General features: G+C 42.0%; 18 protein-coding genes. 9 read left to right on the top strand and 9 right to left on the bottom strand.

All coding sequences use genetic code 11. The features are described from left to right. Positions 1-8: 8 nt before the first annotated feature. The 3 genes from ABZP26_RS04670 to flgB are packed head-to-tail and all read right to left on the bottom strand — an operon-like array spanning position 9 to position 1502. A complete protein-coding gene (locus tag ABZP26_RS04670) occupies positions 9-662 on the bottom strand; it encodes a flagellar hook assembly protein FlgD (protein WP_036956801.1) in 654 nt (217 codons plus the stop codon). Between the two features lie 4 nt (positions 663-666). Further along, positions 667-1083, bottom strand: a complete 417-nt coding sequence (gene flgC / locus ABZP26_RS04665; protein ID WP_010391144.1) for a flagellar basal body rod protein FlgC — start codon at positions 1081-1083, stop codon at positions 667-669. Beyond that, positions 1083-1502 (bottom strand): flagellar basal body rod protein FlgB, encoded by a 420-nt coding sequence (gene flgB / locus ABZP26_RS04660; RefSeq protein ID WP_016899396.1) that lies wholly within the window; start codon positions 1500-1502, stop codon positions 1083-1085. The genes flgC and flgB overlap by 1 nt, the downstream gene beginning before the upstream one ends. A gap of 59 nt (positions 1503-1561) precedes the next feature. On the opposite strand from flgB, the gene flgA reads away from it, so the two are divergent. From flgA to ABZP26_RS04635, 5 genes are all read left to right on the top strand, one after another. Continuing rightward, positions 1562-2323, top strand: a complete 762-nt coding sequence (flgA, locus tag ABZP26_RS04655) for a flagellar basal body P-ring formation chaperone FlgA (RefSeq protein WP_036956800.1) — start codon at positions 1562-1564, stop codon at positions 2321-2323. Positions 2324-2416: 93 nt separating this feature from the next. Then, positions 2417-2707 carry a flagellar biosynthesis anti-sigma factor FlgM gene (gene flgM / locus ABZP26_RS04650; RefSeq protein ID WP_016899394.1) on the top strand — a complete coding sequence of 97 codons (291 nt, stop codon included), beginning with the start codon at positions 2417-2419 and terminating at the stop codon, positions 2705-2707. Next, positions 2704-3126: a flagellar export chaperone FlgN gene (gene flgN / locus ABZP26_RS04645; protein WP_016899393.1), complete on the top strand. Its 423-nt coding sequence runs from the start codon at positions 2704-2706 to the stop codon at positions 3124-3126. Before flgM ends, flgN begins: the two co-directional genes overlap by 4 nt. A 506-nt stretch (positions 3127-3632) precedes the next feature. Further along, entirely contained in the window at positions 3633-5150 is a 1518-nt protein-coding gene (locus ABZP26_RS04640; RefSeq protein WP_036956799.1) for a DUF3360 family protein, read from the top strand. A 338-nt stretch (positions 5151-5488) separates the two neighbouring features. After that, positions 5489-5686: a CsbD family protein gene (locus ABZP26_RS04635; protein ID WP_010391132.1), complete on the top strand. Its 198-nt coding sequence runs from the start codon at positions 5489-5491 to the stop codon at positions 5684-5686. Between the two features lie 73 nt (positions 5687-5759). Here the strand turns inward: ABZP26_RS04635 and ABZP26_RS04630 are convergent, their stop codons facing one another. The 4 genes from ABZP26_RS04630 to metA form a co-directional block, all read right to left on the bottom strand. After that, on the bottom strand, positions 5760-6455 hold the full coding sequence (locus ABZP26_RS04630) for an aspartate/glutamate racemase family protein (RefSeq protein ID WP_368485411.1): 696 nt from the start codon (positions 6453-6455) through the stop codon (positions 5760-5762). Between the two features lie 565 nt (positions 6456-7020). Further along, complete coding sequence (metH, locus tag ABZP26_RS04625; protein ID WP_368485410.1) at positions 7021-9651, bottom strand: methionine synthase; 2631 nt, start codon at positions 9649-9651, stop codon at positions 7021-7023. A 10-nt stretch (positions 9652-9661) separates the two neighbouring features. Further along, complete coding sequence (locus ABZP26_RS04620) at positions 9662-10732, bottom strand: homocysteine S-methyltransferase family protein (protein WP_016899386.1); 1071 nt, start codon at positions 10730-10732, stop codon at positions 9662-9664. Further along, positions 10722-11669 carry a homoserine O-succinyltransferase gene (gene metA, locus ABZP26_RS04615; protein ID WP_028835473.1) on the bottom strand — a complete coding sequence of 316 codons (948 nt, stop codon included), beginning with the start codon at positions 11667-11669 and terminating at the stop codon, positions 10722-10724. The genes ABZP26_RS04620 and metA overlap by 11 nt, the downstream gene beginning before the upstream one ends. A 224-nt stretch (positions 11670-11893) precedes the next feature. Between metA and ettA the strand changes: the two genes are divergently transcribed. From ettA to ABZP26_RS04600, 3 genes are all read left to right on the top strand, one after another. Further along, positions 11894-13567, top strand: coding sequence for an energy-dependent translational throttle protein EttA (gene ettA, locus ABZP26_RS04610; protein WP_024601901.1), 1674 nt, complete (start codon positions 11894-11896; stop codon positions 13565-13567). A 137-nt stretch (positions 13568-13704) separates the two neighbouring features. After that, positions 13705-14067, top strand: a complete 363-nt coding sequence (locus ABZP26_RS04605) for a PilZ domain-containing protein (RefSeq protein ID WP_013464365.1) — start codon at positions 13705-13707, stop codon at positions 14065-14067. A gap of 57 nt (positions 14068-14124) precedes the next feature. Beyond that, entirely contained in the window at positions 14125-15033 is a 909-nt protein-coding gene (locus ABZP26_RS04600) for a histone deacetylase (protein WP_024601900.1), read from the top strand. On the opposite strand, the gene ABZP26_RS04595 is transcribed toward ABZP26_RS04600, so the two are convergent. Both ABZP26_RS04595 and ABZP26_RS04590 read right to left on the bottom strand, forming a co-directional pair. Beyond that, complete coding sequence (locus ABZP26_RS04595; RefSeq protein ID WP_024601899.1) at positions 15034-16032, bottom strand: AraC family transcriptional regulator ligand-binding domain-containing protein; 999 nt, start codon at positions 16030-16032, stop codon at positions 15034-15036. Further along, entirely contained in the window at positions 16016-16924 is a 909-nt protein-coding gene (locus ABZP26_RS04590) for a GGDEF domain-containing protein (RefSeq protein WP_024601898.1), read from the bottom strand. The genes ABZP26_RS04595 and ABZP26_RS04590 overlap by 17 nt, the downstream gene beginning before the upstream one ends. A 285-nt stretch (positions 16925-17209) precedes the next feature. Between ABZP26_RS04590 and ABZP26_RS04585 the strand changes: the two genes are divergently transcribed. Further along, positions 17210-19516, top strand: a complete 2307-nt coding sequence (locus ABZP26_RS04585; RefSeq protein WP_024601897.1) for a TonB-dependent siderophore receptor — start codon at positions 17210-17212, stop codon at positions 19514-19516. Positions 19517-19521 lie beyond the last annotated feature (5 nt).

The raw sequence follows: 19521 nt of genomic DNA, 5'->3' as shown, positions 1-19521 counted from the left end.
CCTCTTATTTATGCCACTTGATTAATTTCAGTGATGCCAAAATTACCCAAACCATCGACTTGCAATAAAATATCTTCTAACGACTTACCTACAGAAACACGCTCAACCTCACCGCTTAACCAAGTATCAAGCTGCTTTGGTACCTCTGCGGTAGTGGCATACGCTCTAACTGCATACGCACCGGCTTCTTGGTTTTCAAATTCAAAACGCAGCGAACCGACTCCTGAATAAGGCAGTTGTTTTTCTTCAACTAATTCACCCTGTTGGTTATAAAGTTGCACAGTGACTGAATCTGCGCCTTCCCCTAAATTAACCATGCCTGAGACACTGCCATCTTGCTCAAGGGCAATACTGCTTGCTTGCACATCAACCGTTTGACCAACCATATTAGTGGCTTCGAGCACCGCTAAGCTGCTGACATAATCCAAGCCGTCGGCGGTGTTTTGGCGAATGCTTTGTAACGACTCAACATTAGAAAACTCCGCAAGCTGGCTTACATACTGGGTGCCATCCATAGGCTGTAATGGATTTTGATTACTAATTTGCGCAACGAGTAACTCTAAAAACATGGTCGACATTTCATCTGCTGAGCTATTACCAGCAATATTCGTGGTGTTTTTTGTGGCGTCTGCAGCGCTTGGAACGGCTGAATTAACTTGCATAATATTATTGCCCTAACTTAAGAATGCTTTGCTGCATGCTATTTACACGCCCCATTACTTCAACAGATGTTTGATAGCTGCGACTTGCAGACATCATGTCGGCCATTTCTTCAAGTGCATTTACGTTGGAGTAAAATACATAACCATCGTTGTTAGCTATTGGGTTGTTTGGCTCGTAGCGCTGCTCTACCGCTCGGTTTGACTCAGTGATCCCTAACACGTCAACCGAGGCTGAAATTGATTGGCTGTCTTGAGTTTGTTTGTACAAAGCAGAAAATACCGGTTTAAGTGCCTTGTAAGCGTCGGCTTCTGAACCGGCTGCGGTATCGGCATTAGCTAAGTTAGATGCAATGGTATCGAGGCGAATAACTTGAGCGCGCATGGCGCTGCCGCTAGCGTCATAAATTGAATTAAAAGACATTATGATTTCCCTGAAATAACTTTATGTAAGCCATTTATTTTCATATTTAAAAAGGTCAAACTGGTTTGAAAATCCATACTGTTGCTAGCAAATTTTGCTTGCTCAATATTTAACTCAACAGTATTACCATCACTTGATGGTTGATAAGGAACGCGATATTTAAGTTCATCTGTTTGTACGCCAGCAAAATCAACCTCTCTGTTTTGCGAAAAACTGGATGAAACACTTTGCATAATTTGACGGTAATCTACATCTCGAGATTTAAACCCTGGCGTGTCAACATTAGCCAAGTTACTGGCAATGATTTCTGCTCTGTCTAACCTTAATTTCATTGAAAAAGGGTGAACACCTAACGCTTTATCAAATAGTTCCATTGTTGCCTCTAATTTTTGTTTCTTGTATGCTTTCGCGCTTCGCATACACTTTCTACCTTGTGTATAACAACCTTTATGCCAACTTTTAAAAGTATATTTTTTCAATGACTTACATAAAAAAAGAGCAAAAAACAGCCCAACATACGGAAGCTGAACTTCCCCAAGGGAAGCGTTGGTTTTTCCGCTTACTTTTAACTATTGGACTACTGCCAGCTCATGCTATGGCCACCCCCATTAATTTTGATAAAGAAATTCGGCAGTTTTTACACAGTGAAATAAATAGCTATTTGCACTCGATTAATTCGCAGAGTCAGCAGCAAAACATAGAGCTATTTATTCCTAAAGGTAGCGAAAACCTAAACTGTGATGAGTTGCAAATCACTCGCTCACAAAGTCACACGCCACCCGCAGGCAGAGTAAGTATTTCTGTATCTTGCCCATCGCCTGCTTGGCGTTTTAGGGCCAGTGCCAAAGTAAGTGTGTGGATAAACCTAGTGGCGGCCAAGCACACTTTAAACCGAGGTAAAGTGCTTAATAAGCAAGACTTAGAATATAAAAGCGTGGATTTAGGTAAGCACCGCCATCAAGGCGAAACAGGTATTGACCAGCTAGTTGGACTCACCGTTAAACGCGAGATTGATAAAGGCACGGTGATCTCCAACCGATACCTAGAAAAGCAGTATTTAATCAATAAAAATGAGCATATTTCACTGCAAATAAATACCGCCACTTTCTCAGCCAATGTTAAAGCCATTGCCCTTGAAGATGGTCAGCTTGGTGAGGTTATTAATGTAAAAAATTTATCATCAAAAAAAGTAGTTCAGGGCAGAGTAATTGCGCAAGGTGTGGCAGAGGCGGCATTTTAAAAAATGTCGAAATAAAAGTTAAGTAATGCTTGTACTTGGTCGCTGATATAAACTAAGCAATATAAATTCGATAAACGAATTAGGTAACAAACAATGAATATAAGCGCAATAACAACCACTGCGGTTGAGCAAAGCCAAAAAACAAACCAGCGTTCATCACTGGATGCAAAACCAGAGCAACAACCTGTAGCGGCTAAACAAGAGCAAGTAAATTCAGTGAGTGCATTAAGTAAATCAATAGACTCAACATTTCAAGATTTAGCTGCAAAGCCAGACGTTGATATGGATAAAGTAGCCCAAATGAAAGCGGCAATTGCCAGTGGTGAATTTAAAATTAATATTGATGAAACCGTTAACGCTATGGTTGAACTTCATAAAAAATGAAAACTGTAAAAGAGTATATTGTAAGTCTGCAACAAGACATTATTAAGCTAGACGCATTAATTGAATTACTTGAAACGCAATACGAATTGCTAAGCCAACGTAATGTGCAGCTAGAAACACACAATAAAAAAATGCTTGGCTTTTTAGAAAGCTTAAATGAATCACATAACCAGCGCGATGGCTTTTTGGTGAGTTTAGGCCTGCAAGGTGGCAAAGAAGGCTTAGCACAATTAACCGCGTTGCTGCCTGCTGATATAAACTCGCTCACTACAAAATTATTACACCAGCTTGAGCTAAAAACTAAAACCTGCAAAATAATGAATGAACGCTCAGGGCAATTACTCTCAAGCCAACGTCGGTTGTTACAGCGTTTAACTGGCGGTGAAAACAAACAAGCGTACCCAGAAATGCCTTTATAAATACGTTACATAAAGGCATTTCTCGTTTAGTCACTTTGCGCCATATTTTTACTTTACTCCTATTATTACCTTTCAAAACCCTATCTCGAGTCCAAAAATAGTCGTTCCGCTAAAGCTTAGTATTGTTAGCTTTTGTGCAACTTTGCGGCTAATTGTATTTATAATAAGCAAATAGCGGCTAACGCCACCTTTATTAGACTAAAGAATGATTGCTGCTGAATCTGCTGATTTTATGACCTTTTTGCTATTCTGCATGGCAAGATCACACTGTAAAAACAAAAACATAAGACATTGAATTTAAATATCTTTTAGATTTAACAAGCCAGTTACAACACATCCCTTTGCTATTTTTGTTAACACTTACAATGCGTTAAACTGGGCTATGCACGACCTTTTGCCTAATTACAATCTGTAGCAAGCTGTTTTAACCTGCGCACTCAATGTTCATTTGCTTTGTAAAAGCTGTATTTTTATTTTGAGTTAGCAACTAAGTTGCAGGAGAAGTCATGACCACCAAGCCGCTAGATGATAATTCATCTGATGCTATACCAGGAGCGGATACTCAAACCGTGTCCGATAGCTATGAAAATCTTCATAAGCCCAGCTCTGAGTTTGAAAGCCGCGACGCTTACCTAGAGCACGAATTGCAAATTATGCAGCCAAAACGCTGGCGTCCAAATTTACCATTTAGAGATTATCGCTTTGAATTTGAAGACACCATTCCAGCGATGGCCGCTACTATAGGTAAAGTAGTCATGGTTGCAGCCATTGCTGCCACGTTTGCAGGCCCATTGGGTTTAAGTGATGGCTTTGTACTTGAAAACGTACGCTACGAACTTTTAATTGTTTCGCTATTTATTTTACTATTTTCGGGCTTTATTTTACCGACCGCTAATTTAGCCGGTACTCATGGCCCACTCATTCCATTAATTCCTATTGTGGTTGCCGCAGGCGGACATCCTATGGCCTTTGGTTTACTCATAGGTGCCTTTGGATTGATATTAGCATTTAGTAAAGGCGGCAGCCTCATGGCCAAGCTCACCAGTAAAGGGGTGTGTGGTGGCCTACTCCTCTATTTAGGCTTTGTGGGTACCATTTCACAAGTTAAAAAGCTGTTTGCATGGGCTGAAGAAATTCAAATGACCCATATTGCTTTTATCGTAATCTTAGCCACAATTTTACTTTATGCTTTATTGGAGCATTACAAAAAACGCTGGTTAGCCGTGCCACTGAGCTGTTTAATTGGTGGTTTTACTGCTTTTGCATTAGGCGCACCGTTTGAGTTTCATACCGCACCGGGCTTACCAAACATGAACCCTATGTACTGGTGGGGGGAAAACACTGGTTGGATGCTTGGTTTACCAACCGCTGAAAGCTTTATAGTTGTACTTCCTTTTGCAGTTTTAGCGGTTGCTATGTGGTCGCCTGACTTTTTAGGCCATCAAGTATTTCAAAAAATTAGTTACCCAGAGCGTACTGAAAAAGTACAAATGAATATCGACGATACCATGCTTAGTGCATCAACAAGACAAACCTTTGGCTCGCTATTAGGCGGTGCTAACTTTGCATCATCTTGGGGCACTTACATTGTTCCTGCTGCTATTGCAAAACGCCCTATTCCTGCAGGCGCTATTTTAACTGCGTTATTTTGTATTATCGCGGGTGTTTGGGGCTATCCAATGGACTTAGCTATTTGGCAGCCAGTATTATGTGTTGCCTTAATTGTAGGGGTGTTTATTCCACTACTTGAAGCGGGTATGGAAATGACCCGTGAAGGTAAAACCACGCAATCAGCTGCCATTGTGGTGTTTGCATCAAGCCTAGTAAACCCAGCATTTGGTTGGTCATTAACTATGCTACTTGATAACTTAGGCCTTATTGGCTGTAAAGAAAGAAGTGCTGATTTATCGAGAATGAGTCGCTGGGTCATCCCACTTATAATGTTTGTGTTATTAACCGGTGTAATGGCACTGGTAGGTATGCTGCCAGGCATTCCTGCGCTAATGCCAAGCTTTAGACATTAATTCCTTTATTAAACACCAAAGCGAGCTTTAACAGCTCGCTTTTTTTGTACTTATAAAAAACCAGCACAGTGTACTTGCAATAATCCCCCTTGAAGTAACAGCCCCTGAAGTCACAGTCCCTGCAATAATTACAAGCCACCCTGCAGAATTTTTATAAAGCTCGCCACCAGCTAAAAAACTTTACGCATCAAAAAACAATAACCAGTTGATATATAAATAAAATTAAAAAATTTTACTTTCTGGTATAGCCTTTGCAACTTTATAAGTGAACGTTAAAAATCATTTTATTAGTAACGCTTTTAAAATGAAAAATCATCACTCTTAATAAGGAGCTAATTATGAATAGCGATCGTATCGAAGGAAATTGGAAAGAACTTAAAGGTAAAGCGCAGCAAAAATGGGGCGATCTTACCAACGATGATTTAGATAAAATTGAAGGTAGCCGTACCGAGCTTGTTGGTAAAATTCAGCAAAAATACGGTAAGTCGAAAGAGGAAGCCGAGCGCGAAGTAAATGACTTTGAGAAAGGTCATTAATATAAGCGTGTTAACAGCTTTACTTGCTAATTAAAAACCGCCAATTGGCGGTTTTTTATTATCTCAAGCTTAACTATTCTGCCAGTGCTAACTTCACTGCTGCCTCGGCATGTATTTTGGTGGTATCGTAAAGCGGAACCTGCGTATGTTGTGACTTTACCAACAAGGCGATTTCAGTACAGCCTAAAATGATGGCCTGCGCGCCTTGCTCAAATAATCGCTCTATAATACGCACATAATCAGTTCGCGAATCGTCATCAATAATCCCTTGGCATAACTGCGAATAAATAACCTCGTGCACTCGCTTTCGCTCATTAGGCTCAGGTATTAACACCTCAATGTTATGCTTATTGGTTAAACGCTCTTTGTAAAAGTTTTGCTCCATTGTAAATTGCGTTCCCAACAACCCTACTCGCGTAATGTTATCGTGCTTTAGTTGCTCAGCGGTGGCATCGGCGATATGCAAAATAGGAATAGTAATATTACTGGCAATCTCATCGGCCACTTTATGCATAGTGTTGGTACAAATAAGTAAAAAGTCGGCACCACCAACCTCTACAGATTTAGCCGCCTCGGTGAGAATATTGGCTGTTTGTTGCCAATCGCTCTGATGCTGTAGCACTTCAATTTTTGCAAAATCGACGCTCACCATACAAATCTTAGCACTATGTAGCCCACCCAATGAGTTTTTAACGCCTTCGTTTAAAGCTTTGTAATAGCTGGCTGTTGACTCCCAACTCATACCACCGAGCATACCAATCGTTTTCATAAAATTGCCTTGTTTAATAGTGGTTAAGAGCAAGCCGATTACTACACAGATATGCGACAAAACAATAAGCAAAGATACCTGTAAAGCCTTGTATAGCGAACCCTCTGACTCATTCTGCCTTACTGTTTTGCTAACTATCAGATGTTGACTTAACAACGAATTTTTCGAATACACAATTTAGTGGGAAATAAATTACCAAATAAATAGCTAGGAAAAGTAAAAACTCCATATAAAAAGGTAGATCTTTTAGGTTTATTATTGAATCAGTTAAATAGCGGCTAACAAACGATGTAATGAATGCAGATAAAAATATAATGACTAAGTTTGAAGTTTTTTTATTCATGTAAATCCTTTTAAAAAAGCTAATTGCTTAACATTACCCATTATCTTAGTTAGTGCCCCCCTAAAACGGGAATTTATATATTGATTAATAATTCCACTAAATAAACTCTTTGTAAACAACCTAGTTCTTAAAATAAAAAACGAGCCTACCTTGGCTCGTTTTTGTTTTAACTGATAGCTGACAGCTAAAAACTGACCGCTTCAACTTTTGACTGCTGCTCTTCTAATCAGGATCATACCCCAAGTTAGGCGATAACCACCTTTCGGCTTCTGCGAGCGTCATATTTGTTCGCTTGGCGTAGTCTTCCACTTGGTCACGTTGTACTGCCGCTACGGCGTAGTATTTTGCTTGTGGGTGTGAAAAGTACCAACCCGACACCGCAGCACCTGGCCACATGGCGTACGAGCTGGTGAGCTGCATACCAATGCGCTTTTCGGTATCGAGTAACTGCCAAATTTTCTTTTTCTCAGTGTGCTCTGGGCACGCTGGGTAACCCGGTGCTGGGCGAATACCTTGGTAGTTTTCGCGGATTAGCTCATCGTTACCCAGGTTTTCATCCGGTGCATAACCCCAATACTCTTTACGCACTTGTTCGTGCAAGTATTCGGCAAACGCCTCAGCGAGTCTGTCGGCTACGGCTTTTACCATTATTTTATTATAGTCGTCTTGCTTGGCATCGAACGCATTGGCGAGGTCGTCCTCTTCTAAACCGCCTGTTACCGCAAACGCACCAAAGTAATCGGGTGTGCCTTTTGGCGCAATGTAATCGGCTAGGCAGTAGTTAGCAAAGTCGGTTTTTTCGGTTTGCTGACGTAAATGGCATGAGGTAGTTAATAGCTCTTTTCGCGTTTCGTCGGTGTAAATTTCTATATCATCGCCCACACGGTTTGCAGGGAATAAACCAATTACACCCAATGGCTGCAAAGTGCCTGACTTTTCAAGCTCATCGAGCATGTCGTTGGCGTCTTTAAACAAGCTTTGTGCTTGTTCACCCACTACTTCGTCGGTCATTATGCGCGGATATTTACCGGCGATTGACCAGGTCATAAAGTACGGCGTCCAGTCTATGTATTTGCGTAGAGTCGCGATTGATACATTTTTAAACTCGGTCACGCCCAGCTTTTTCGGCACGGGTGGTGTGTAGTTATCCCAATCGAGCTTTGCAGCATTATCGCGGGCGCGCTGTATGGTAACTGGTTTTGAGCGCGGCTTTTTGCGTGCTTGTTGTTCGCGTACTTTGTCGTACTCGGCGGTGGTTTTAGCTAAAAATTCTGCTTTATGCTCTTTAGAAAGTAAGTTAGACACTACACCCACAGCGCGGCTGGCGTTATTTACATACACCACGCCTTTGTCGTACTGCGGCTCTATTTTTACTGCGGTATGCGCTTTTGAGGTGGTTGCCCCACCAATCATGAGCGGTAGCTCAAAGCCTCGGCGTTTCATTTCTTTGGCTACGTGTACCATTTCATCAAGCGATGGGGTAATTAAACCTGAAAGGCCTATAATATCGGCTTTTTCGTCAATGGCGGTTTGCAGTATTTTATCTGCTGGTACCATTACCCCAAGGTCGATTACTTCGTAGTTATTACATTGTAGTACTACGCCTACGATGTTTTTACCTATGTCATGCACGTCACCTTTTACGGTAGCCATAACAATTTTACCGTTGGTGGCGCCTTCTTCTTTTTCGGCTTCAATGAATGGGTCAAGGTAGGCTACGGCTCGCTTCATCACACGAGCCGATTTAACCACTTGGGGTAAAAACATTTTACCGGCACCAAATAAATCCCCAACCACGTTCATGCCATCCATGAGTGGCCCTTCAATGACGTGAATAGGTTTATCGGCGCCAGCACGGCACTCTTCTGTATCTTCATCTATAAAGGTGGTTATGCCTTTTACAAGGGCATGCTCCAAGCGCTTCTCTACAGGCCAAGTGCGCCATTCTAAATCTTCTACCCGCTCAGCTTGTGCCATGCCTGAATATTTAGGCGCAAGTTCAACAAGGCGCTCGCCCGCACCTGAGTCGGTGTTAAGAATTACATCTTCTACGGCTTTACGAAGTTCCTCGGGGATGTCGTCGTAAACCGCAAGCTGCCCTGCGTTTACTATGCCCATATCCATACCCGCTTTTATAGCATGGTATAAAAACACCGAGTGAATCGCTTCACGTACTGGGTTATTACCTCTAAACGAAAACGATACGTTTGATACCCCACCCGACACTTTACAGTGCGGTAAGTTTTGCTTAATACGGCGGGTGCCTTCAATAAATTCTACGGCGTAGTTGTCGTGCTCTTCTATGCCGGTGGCAACGGCAAATATATTGGGATCGAATATAATGTCTTCTGGCGGAAAGCCAATTTCGTCGACTAATATTCTGTAACTACGTTCGCATATTTCGTATTTTCTATCTGCAGTATCGGCTTGGCCGTCGGTATCAAATGCCATCACAACAGCGGCGGCGCCAAAGCGTTTTATAATTTTAGCTTGGCGAATAAACGGCTCTTCACCCTCTTTTAGTGAAATGGAATTAACAATGGCCTTGCCTTGAATACACTTTAGGCCTGCTTCTATTACTTCCCATTTAGAGGAGTCGACCATTATAGGTACTTTAGAAATATCAGGCTCTGAGGCAATTAAGTTTAAAAACTTAACCATGGCCGCTTTTGAGTCCAGCATGGCTTCGTCCATGTTGATATCAATAACCTGTGCGCCATTTTCTACTTGTTCGCGGGCCACATTAAGGGCGGTCTCGTAGTCTTCTTCCATGATCAAACGTTTAAACATCGCCGAGCCAGTTACGTTAGTACGCTCGCCGACATTGGTAAATACTGCAATTTGTTGGGTCATTGGCGGCTCCTTAATTTAAGTTACAGGCTTCTAGGCCTGATAAACGCATACGCACTTCAAGCTCAGGTAATTTTCGTGGTGCTGTGCCTTCAAGCCCTTTGGCAAAGGCACGAATGTGCGCAGGCGTAGTGCCGCAGCAACCGCCAACAATATTAATAAAGCCCGATTTACCCCAATCTATGATCTCTTTTGCCATGTCGTCTGCTTCTAAGTCGTATTCTCCAAACTCATTAGGTAAGCCCGCGTTAGGGTGAACAGAGACAAAGGTTTCGCACACACGCGATAGCTCTTCAACGTATTGGCGCAGTAAATCTGGCCCAAGGGCGCAATTTAAGCCGATTGAAAGCGGCTTAATATGGCGAATAGAGTTATAAAATGCTTCGGTTGTTTGCCCTGAAAGCGTACGGCCTGAGGCATCGGTAATAGTACCTGAAATCATCACTGGCAATGTGCGCCCTGCTTGTTCAAACGCTTCTTCTACTGCGAACGAGGCGGCTTTTGCATTAAGCGTGTCGAATATGGTTTCGATTAAAATAATATCTACACCGCCCTCCATAAGCGCAAGGGTTGACTCAACATACGCAGTCACTAACTTATCAAAGGTGATATTACGATAGCCGGGGTCGTTTACATCCGGCGATAACGAACAGGTTTTAGACGTTGGCCCTAACACACCGGCTACATAGCGCGGTTTTTCTGGGGTTTTGGCGCTAAATTCATCACATGAAGCGCGGGCTAACTTAGCCGACTCTAAATTGACTTCACGGCTTATGCTCGCCATGTCGTAATCTTCCATCGAAATGGTGGTAGAGTTAAAGGTGTTAGTTTCGATAATATCGGCACCAGCGGCTAAAAAGCTGCGGTGTATATCAGTAATAATTTCTGGCTTGGTTAGGCTTAATAAATCGTTGTTGCCTTTAATAAGCACGTGCCAATCTTTAAAACGTTCACCACGGTAGTCTTGCTCTTCAAGCTTATGCGCTTGGATCATGGTTCCCATTGCACCATCTAAAATTAAAATGCGCTGTTTGAGCGCAGCGCTCAGCTCTTGATGCTTATTGTTTTGAGGATTATTCGGCATAGTTGTTAGTCCTTACGTCTTGGCTAACTAAGTTAATATCATAGGGTGTGGTTTGGTAAACGTAATAATTTAACCAGTTTGAAAACAGCAAAAACGCGTGGCTTTGCCATGTTTTAGATGGTTGCTTGCTGGCATCGTCATCAGGAAAATAGTTTTCGGGCTTTGGCGCATCAGGGCTTTTTTGTAAATCGCGCTCATATTCGGCTTTTAAACTGTCGGCATCGTATTCTGGGTGGCCGGTAATAAACACTTGGCTGCCCGATTTATTTTTAAGTAAATAAGCCCCGACTCGTTCAGAGCCCGCTAATACCACCAGCTCTTCACAGGCGTTTATTTTATTTATATCTATGTGGCCATAGCGTGAGTGCGGCACTAAAAAGGTATCGTCAAAGCCGCGGGTAAGTGCACCATGGGCAAAGTAGCATTGATGGGTAAACACCCCACACAGTTTATTTTCTTTTAAATCGCGCTTTAAATTATAACGGTGATATAAAGCCGCGTGGGCAGCCCAGCAAGAAAACAAGGTAGAGGTTACATGCTGCTCGGCCCAATCAATAATCACTTTGAATTCTTCCCAATACGCCACTTCTTCATACTCTAAATGTGCCAAAGGCGCACCGGTAATTAATAGTGCATCGTAATTATTGTTTTTCACTTCTGAAAAGTAACGATAAAAGGTATCTAAGTGTTGCTCTGAGTTGCTACTGCTACGATGCGTGTCAAGGCGTAGTAGCTCTACATTTACTTGCAGCGGAGAATTAGCCAACAAGCGAATAAACTGTACTTCGGTTTCTACTTTATTAGGCATAAGATTAAGAATAGCCAAACGCATAGGGCGTATTTCTTGCGTTTTTGCACGTGTTTTTGGCATTACAAACACGTTTTCATGACGTAAACGTGCAATAGCTGGCAATTCGTCTTCTACTGTAATTGGCATTCTTAAAGCTCCTGCTCATAAAAACCGAGAATTAATACGCTCTCATTATGAACAGAATGTCAAAAATATCAACCTCTAGATGTATAGATGTCTAAATGAAATTTATTCACGCGTTTTGTACAAATTGAATATGTACTTTAAAACAGCCCCATTCGTTGACTGTTTCACCTGTGAGCCACTACAATACAGCATTGAAATTTTTATTATTATTGAAGGCTTCTTCCATGGTTTTACCTGATAAGTTTATATTCTCGATGAGTCGAGTATCTAAGGTTGTGCCACCAAAACGCACTATCTTAAAAGATATTTCGTTGCATTTTTTCCCTGGTGCAAAAATTGGTGTGCTAGGTCTAAATGGTTCTGGTAAATCATCATTACTACGCATTATGGCAGGTGTTGATGAAGATTTTGAAGGTGAAGCTCGCCCTCAACCAGGCACTAAAATTGGTTACTTGCCGCAAGAGCCTGTTTTGGACGAAAGCAAAACAGTTCGTGAAATTGTTGAAGAAGCTGTGGGTGAAGTAAAACATGCCCTTAACCGCCTTGACGAAGTGTATAACGAATACGCAATGGAAGGCGCTGACTTTGACGCACTGGCTAAAGAGCAAGGTGAATTAGAAGCGATTATTCAAGCGCACGATGGTCATAATATTGATAACGTATTAGAGCGTGCTGCCGATGCTCTGCGTTTACCTGAGTGGGACGCTAAAATTGAGCACCTTTCAGGTGGTGAACGCCGTCGTGTTGCTATTTGTCGTTTGTTACTTGAAAAACCAGATATGCTTATTCTCGATGAGCCAACTAACCACTTAGATGCTGAGTCGGTTGCCTGGTTAGAGCGCTTCTTACATGACTACGAAGGCACCGTTGTGGCAGTAACGCATGACCGTTACTTCCTTGATAATGTTGCTGGCTGGATTTTAGAGCTTGACCGTGGTGAAGGTATTCCGTGGGAAGGTAACTACTCGTCTTGGCTTGAGCAAAAAGATGCCCGCTTACAGCAAGAGCAAAAATCTGAAAAAGCACGTCAAAAATCAATTGCACAAGAACTTGAATGGGTGCGTTCAAATCCTAAAGGTCGTCAAGCTAAATCAAAAGCGCGTATGGCACAGTTTAGCGAGCTACAACAGTCTGATTACCAAAAACGTAACGAAACCAACGAATTGTTTATTCCACCTGGCCCACGTTTAGGTGACCAAGTATTAGAAGTAAACAACTTACGTAAAAGCTTTGGCGACCGTGTTTTAATTGATGATTTAAGCTTTAGCATGCCTAAAGGCGCTATTGTGGGTATTATTGGTGCCAATGGTGCAGGTAAATCAACGCTATTCAAAATGCTAAGCGGTGAAGAGCAGCCAGATAGCGGTAATATCAGCATTGGTGAAACAGTAGAACTGGCAACTGTTGATCAGTTCCGTGGCAACATGGACGAAAGCAAAACGGTATTCCAAGAAATCTCTGATGGCCAAGATGTACTAAAAATTGGTAACTTTGAGTTCCCAAGCCGTGCTTATGTTAGCCGTTTTAACTTTAAAGGTAACGATCAACAAAAGTTTGTTAAAGACTTATCTGGTGGTGAGCGCAACCGTTTACACCTAGCTAAGCTGTTAAAAGCAGGCGGCAACGTAGTGCTACTGGATGAGCCAACCAATGACTTGGACGTTGAAACATTACGTGCTCTTGAGAATGCTATTTTAGAATTCCCTGGTTGTGTCATGTGTATCTCGCATGACCGTTGGTTCCTTGACCGTATTGCTACACACATTTTAGATTACCGTGACGAAGGCCAAATTAACTTCTTTGATGGTAACTACACTGAGTACGAAGAGTGGCTTAAAAAGACCCTTGGCGCAGAAGCTGCACAGCCTAAGCGTATTAAGTACAAAAAAATTGGCTAACAGCCACAGTGAATAAGTTAAAAGCCCTGCATTTTATGCGGGGCTTTTTTATGCGAGCTATTTTTATCTTTGAGCAAATTGGCGTGTTGAGCATTACCAGCTATGCTTATTATAAATAACAACTTTATAAGATTATTATGCAAAACCGTCGGCAATTTTCTCGTATTATGTTCTCTACAGCAGCGCAATTGGAAACGGCTAGCTCCCAGTATGCATGTACCCTATTAGATATTTCTTTACATGGTGCACTGATCACTAAAAGCGATGCCTTTACAGGCAACAAAAATGACGAAGCAATATTACGTTTTACCTTGCCACAAAGCGATATTGAAATAAAAATGCCGGTGGTTATTCGTCACATAGAAGAAAACCATATTGGTCTTAAATGTCATAACATTGATATAGACAGCATTACGCATTTAAAGCGCTTGGTTGAACTAAACCTTGCTGATGAAACATTATTACACCGTGAGCTTGAAACGCTTATTTACCAAACATAAATAGACGCACTGCGTGAAGTTGATTACCATAACCAAAAATAATTAAACGACGCAGATATGAGTTTAAATCCCAATCTACCTTTAGTTTATCATCCTAATTACTCGTTTAGTTTTGATCCCAAACACCGCTTTGTAATGAGTAAATTTGCGCAGCTATACCAGCATGTTAAAACCCTTGGGCTTGCTGGCAGCAATATCATAGAGCCACCACATGGTCGTGTTGAAGAGTTAGAAATAGTGCACTGTGAAAACTACATTCACGATTTATGGCATAATCGCCTAGATGAAAAAGCCATGCGCCGTATAGGCCTACCTTGGTCGCAAGCACTAATGAACCGCACATTTACCGCCCCATTAGGGACACTGCAAACTGCGCGTTTAGCGCTTAAAAGTGGTCTTGCGTGCCATTTAGCGGGCGGCACTCACCATGCCCACAGTGATTTTGGCTCGGGTTTTTGCATGGTGAACGATTTAGCTTTTACCGCACAAACGTTAATTCAAAATCGTGAAGTTACCAACGTACTGATTTTTGATTTAGATGTTCACCAAGGTGATGGCACCGCAGCCATGCTGGCTCATCAACCTTATGCGTTTACCTGTTCAATACATTGTGAGAAAAACTTCCCATTTAGAAAGTCTCCTAGCGATTTAGATATTGGTTTAGCCAATAATATGCAAGACGCTGAATACTTAGGTATTGTTGACGATACGCTACAATTTTTATTACACGAGCTTAACCCAGATCTGGTTTTGTATGATGCTGGGGTTGATATTTGGCAAGAGGATGGCTTAGGCAAACTGGATATTAGTTGGCAAGGAATAGAAAAGCGCGACCACATAGTGCTTAAGCGTTGCCTTGCAAATAATACACCTGTAGCCACTGTGATTGGTGGAGGCTATGACAGAGATCATCAGCGCCTAGCAAAACGTCATGGCATTGTTATAGAGCAAGCTGCCAGTTTTTAATTATACTTTTAACTGACTCGGCGTAATACCTGTCCAACGCTTAAATGCACGGCGAAAATTAGGAATATCATAAAATGCAAGCCGATCAGCCACTCGTTCATTACCTTGCTGGCACACCCCCAGTAAATGCAGAGCTTTAAGTTTATTTTGCTCATCTTGTAATTGAGAATAACTGACACCGTGTTGTTTTAACTTACGTTTAAACGTAGCAGAGCTCATGGCAAAATGCTCAGCACTGTTAGCAAGGCTGTTGTTTTTATCACGGTAAATGCGCTGGCACACAGCCTCAACAAAAGACTGTGATACATTCTTATGTAACTCACTTTGCGCTATGCACTGCTGCCACCTAAGCTGACTAGCCTCTGGGTTTGTGCACTTAAGTAGTTGTTTATTAAAGTGCCAACGGGTATAGGGTTGTTCAAACCGTATTCGTAAGCCTAAGTGCTGCTCATATTCTTGAATATGCCGAGGGCGTTTACAGGTAAAGTCAAAATAACAATGTGGATACACATTACATACTCGTTTAAGCAAGCTCATTAACGCAGCGCTATATATTTCAAAACAATAATTTTTTAATGACTCGTCCATACCGATACTCGGTTGCAAGTACAGATATAAATCGTCTTTAAATATATGCTTACGGGTAAATAATAAAGGGGCAATAACGGTACTAATTTGTTGTAATTGCTTTAAAGCCATACCTAAACTGGGGCTTAAACGCACACTTTGCACTGCTGGGCTAACGTCATTAACCAATTGATGACCCAGTAAAAAGCCACTATCATTACTCTTCATTAAGGCTTTAAACTGGCTAATTAAAGCCAATAACTGGGATAAACTAAAGCGCTGTGATAGATCATATAAATCTTGCTCAAAAATACCCGTACCACGCAGCAATTTATGCAGCGGGATCCCTCGCCCTTGAGCAAGCTCCACCAGCGCAGTGATCATTCCCTCCGCGCTGAGGTATTTATCATCTAGGCTAATATACTGCTGCACCTACAAGGGCCTTTTCTTGTTGTAATTGTTGATGTAACTGGCTGGTTTGCTGCACTGGATCTTGCGCTAAATCCATTGCCATGGTGGCGGTTAAAATATGCTGGAACTGTGCGCCTTTGCTTTTTGCGACTTTAAACGCACAATGGTTAAGCGCCGCTTTCATTTGCGCTAGTAATTCTTTGGCTTGGCTTTGGCTGGTATTCGGCATAAGCACAATAAAACAATCGCCAGCATAGCGACAAAGCACATCATTCAAACGGCAATTCATTACTAATAAATCACTAATTTCTCTTAGTAACCTATCACCTTCACTAAAACCAAACTGCGCATTAAACTTTGCAAAATCACGAATATCAATAACGCCTAAAGTGCCGCCTTGCTGCTCTGTTTGTTGTTGCTGCATGAGTGAATGTAAGTAGTTAACTCGGTATAACCCTGTTACAGGACAGACTTTTTCATGCTCTCGCAGATGCGCTTCACGACGACGTAACTGACGATTTAGAACAAACTGTTCTTGGTGCCAATAATAAAGCCCAGCGCTGGTAAGCGACATACCAAACGGCGCTGGCAGTGATTCAAACCAGGTGAGCCATAATTGTGAAGGTTGCTTTAACCACTCATCGAGTAAATCGAGCGTGGCTGAGAACATAAACAAACCTAAACCTAACACTAATAAGGTAGTTACTTTGCCTGGCGGTCGTGAAATAAGTAACGCAACTATCCAGCTGAGTGTCATCAACACAATACCGCCCTCACCAACAATATCGAGCCACGCAATGTCTTGCCATTGCTTAAGTTCGCCAAAGTAAGCGCATATTGCTACAGCAATAACCAATAATAAAATGATGGTGTTGGTTAATTTTGCATGGCTGGTAAATGGGTTATATCGCATTAGGGTGGCTTCTTTAGTCTATGTTGGTCTGCATGCTAGCTTAGTCATGCTGTGTTCGGCAGGGTCATATTGGCTCATTGATATGACATTGAGATTAAAATTTATAGGTATTTAACCTAGTAATAACCATCTTTAGTGCGCTGGAGCCGTGTTTAAACAGCTCAAATGTCTGTTTAAAAAGCACTAAGTTGGCGTTTTGTCAGGAATTAACGGTAAAACTGTCACATTAGCGTCATTAACTTTTTTTAGTTTGCTCACCAAACCAAGGACAACCGGAGCAAATCAATGAAACAATTTAAGTTAAATGCTGTTGTGGCGGCGTTAGCACTGAGCCAATTTAGTGTTAGCGTGAATGCACAAGAACAAACATCACCAAGAGAACCTGAAGTAAAGGTTTCTGAAGAACTTGTGGTATATGGCGAGATTGGTTATCGCAACCGCTCGCAAGAACTAGCGCCCACGCTTGAATACTCACAAGAATACTTTCAGCGCTTTGAACCACTCACCGCAGGTGATGCATTAAAGCGTGTTCCTAGTGTTACTTTTTTATCTGATGTACTGGAATCAGACGGCGCACGTATGCGAGGCTTAAGCCCTGCTTACACAAAAGTACTTATTAATGGCGAGGAAGTTCCGGGCGCAGGTGCTGACCGTTCATTCTTTGTTGACCGTATTCCTGCAGAATTAATTGAGCGTGTAGAAATTATTCGCTCATCTAGTGCCAACCGCTCTGCCGATGCCATAGCAGGTACGCTTAATATTGTACTACGCGATGGCTATAGCTTAGACGGCGGTTATATTCGCGCTGGTGGCTTACGTTATGATGATGGCGAAATAAAAGAGAGCCTTGCGGGCGTTTACGGCACTGAGTTTGCAGGTGGGCGTTTACTGTTAGGCGCTAATTTACAAGGTCGTTATAACCCAAAACAAAAATCAAGCAGACGTTATGGCGATAGCCCTGAAAATAACCCGAATTACGCAACAGACGATTTTGATAACCGTGAAGATCAATCTGATACCCGTGATGGCGATGATACCTCTTTAAATGCCAGCTTTGAGAAGGTATTTGATAATGACGGTAAGTTTGACATTAGTGCTATGTGGGTTGATACCGACCGTACTGAAGACGAACGCTCTTTTGAATACGACAACCCAACGGCAACGTCAGGCTCTGTTGTTGAAGGGGGTAATTTACTCTCAGATAACGCAAACGTTTCGTTTATTAATCAAACCAACTACAACATTAATTCTGGCTATGAATTACCTCTGCTCGGCGGCACCAGTAAATTTAAAGTGGGTTACGCCAGCTTTGAAGAGTCTGTTTACGAACAAGAAGTTGAGCTTGATACCTCAGAACTTCCAATGGTATTTGAAGAAGCAGAAGAAACCGTTGATATCGATGATAAAGAATGGTCATTACAATGGCAGCACAGCTTACTAGTAGGTGATTCAAAAGAAATCCAATTTGGTGCTTTTATACAAGGCAAAGAGCGCGATACCGCTATTTTTGTCGCTGAAGATGAGCTTGAAAAAGACTTTACCAATTGGGATCAATTTACTAAGAATCCACTGACTCTTGCCGGTTTTGACAACGCCTTTGAACCAGTGGCTGGTGGCGTTAATACCCTAGAAGAAGACCGTTTTGATTTATTTGCGCTAATCAAGCATGAAGCGGATGTGTTCTCGTGGGAGATGGGGGTGCGCTGGGAGTCAACTGATTCAAGTATTACTGATACCAATGAAGGCGTAACTGCCGAGAATGATTATGACTTTTTCTTACCGTCGGCTCACTTTCGTTATAGCATCAGCGATAACGGACGAGTCAGTGCCTCTGTTGCTCGCAGCTTACGCCGCCCTGACTTTGACTACATGACACCCGCCTTACTTGAAAAAGAGCTCGCCGATAATGACTTTTTAGGTAACCCAAGCCTTAAACCAGAATCGTCTTGGGGTATCGATTTAGGTTACGAATACCGTTTAGGTAAAAGTGGTGTTGTTGGTGTAAACGTATTTTACCGTGACGTTAGCGACCTTATTGAAATTGCCAGTACCGGTGTTGAAGGCTCTGAAGGCGAAGGCACATTTGTACTGCAACCACAAAATACTGGTGATGGCACAGTTCAAGGTGTTGAGTTTGATTTATCAACTCCACTAAGCGCCTTGAACATGCCTAACACTGGAATCTTCTTAAATTACTCTTGGCTCGACAGTGAAGTTGAAGACAGCTTTGGTAAGCGTAAATTTAATGACCAATCTGATTATGTTTATAACGTAGGCTTTATCCAAGATTTACCAACACTTGGCGCATCATTTGGTGCAACGTACCGTAATCAAGGTGATGCATACGGACGCTTTGTGGGTGAAGAAGTGACAACCTCTTATGGTGCTGATTTAGAGTTATTCGTAGAAAAACGCTGGGAAAATGTAACGCTTCGCCTAGTTGGTTCAAACCTACTTGATGCCAGTAAAGATGAAGTTTTCAACAAGTTTGACTCTCTTGATGATCAAAATAATCGTAACTTTGATGAGTACGAGCTTGAGTCTGAAGAAGCAGGTCCAGTGATTCAAGTAATGCTACGTTACGCATTCTAATCACA

It is taken from the genome of Pseudoalteromonas sp. SD03 (assembly GCF_040937955.1).
GTDB classification, from domain to species: Bacteria; Pseudomonadota; Gammaproteobacteria; order Enterobacterales; family Alteromonadaceae; genus Pseudoalteromonas; species Pseudoalteromonas tetraodonis.
This window is presented reverse-complemented; position numbering and strand designations above follow the sequence as displayed.

Bases quoted from the DNA above. Each gene is read 5' to 3' on its own strand.
- ABZP26_RS04670 (WP_036956801.1), bottom strand. From the start codon at position 662: ATGCAAGTTAATTCAGCCGTTCCAAGCGCTGCAGACGCCACAAAAAAC.
- flgC (WP_010391144.1), bottom strand. From the start codon at position 1,083: ATGTCTTTTAATTCAATTTATGACGCTAGCGGCAGCGCCATGCGCGCT.
- flgB (WP_016899396.1), bottom strand. From the start codon at position 1,502: ATGCGAAGCGCGAAAGCATACAAGAAACAAAAATTAGAGGCAACAATG.
- flgA (WP_036956800.1), top strand. From the start codon at position 1,562: ATGACTTACATAAAAAAAGAGCAAAAAACAGCCCAACATACGGAAGCT.
- flgM (WP_016899394.1), top strand. From the start codon at position 2,417: ATGAATATAAGCGCAATAACAACCACTGCGGTTGAGCAAAGCCAAAAA.
- flgN (WP_016899393.1), top strand. From the start codon at position 2,704: ATGAAAACTGTAAAAGAGTATATTGTAAGTCTGCAACAAGACATTATT.
- ABZP26_RS04640 (WP_036956799.1), top strand. From the start codon at position 3,633: ATGACCACCAAGCCGCTAGATGATAATTCATCTGATGCTATACCAGGA.
- ABZP26_RS04635 (WP_010391132.1), top strand. From the start codon at position 5,489: ATGAATAGCGATCGTATCGAAGGAAATTGGAAAGAACTTAAAGGTAAA.
- ABZP26_RS04630 (WP_368485411.1), bottom strand. From the start codon at position 6,455: ATGAAAACGATTGGTATGCTCGGTGGTATGAGTTGGGAGTCAACAGCC.
- metH (WP_368485410.1), bottom strand. From the start codon at position 9,651: ATGACCCAACAAATTGCAGTATTTACCAATGTCGGCGAGCGTACTAAC.
- ABZP26_RS04620 (WP_016899386.1), bottom strand. From the start codon at position 10,732: ATGCCGAATAATCCTCAAAACAATAAGCATCAAGAGCTGAGCGCTGCG.
- metA (WP_028835473.1), bottom strand. From the start codon at position 11,669: ATGCCAATTACAGTAGAAGACGAATTGCCAGCTATTGCACGTTTACGT.
- ettA (WP_024601901.1), top strand. From the start codon at position 11,894: ATGGTTTTACCTGATAAGTTTATATTCTCGATGAGTCGAGTATCTAAG.
- ABZP26_RS04605 (WP_013464365.1), top strand. From the start codon at position 13,705: ATGCAAAACCGTCGGCAATTTTCTCGTATTATGTTCTCTACAGCAGCG.
- ABZP26_RS04600 (WP_024601900.1), top strand. From the start codon at position 14,125: ATGAGTTTAAATCCCAATCTACCTTTAGTTTATCATCCTAATTACTCG.
- ABZP26_RS04590 (WP_024601898.1), bottom strand. From the start codon at position 16,924: ATGCGATATAACCCATTTACCAGCCATGCAAAATTAACCAACACCATC.
- ABZP26_RS04585 (WP_024601897.1), top strand. From the start codon at position 17,210: ATGAAACAATTTAAGTTAAATGCTGTTGTGGCGGCGTTAGCACTGAGC.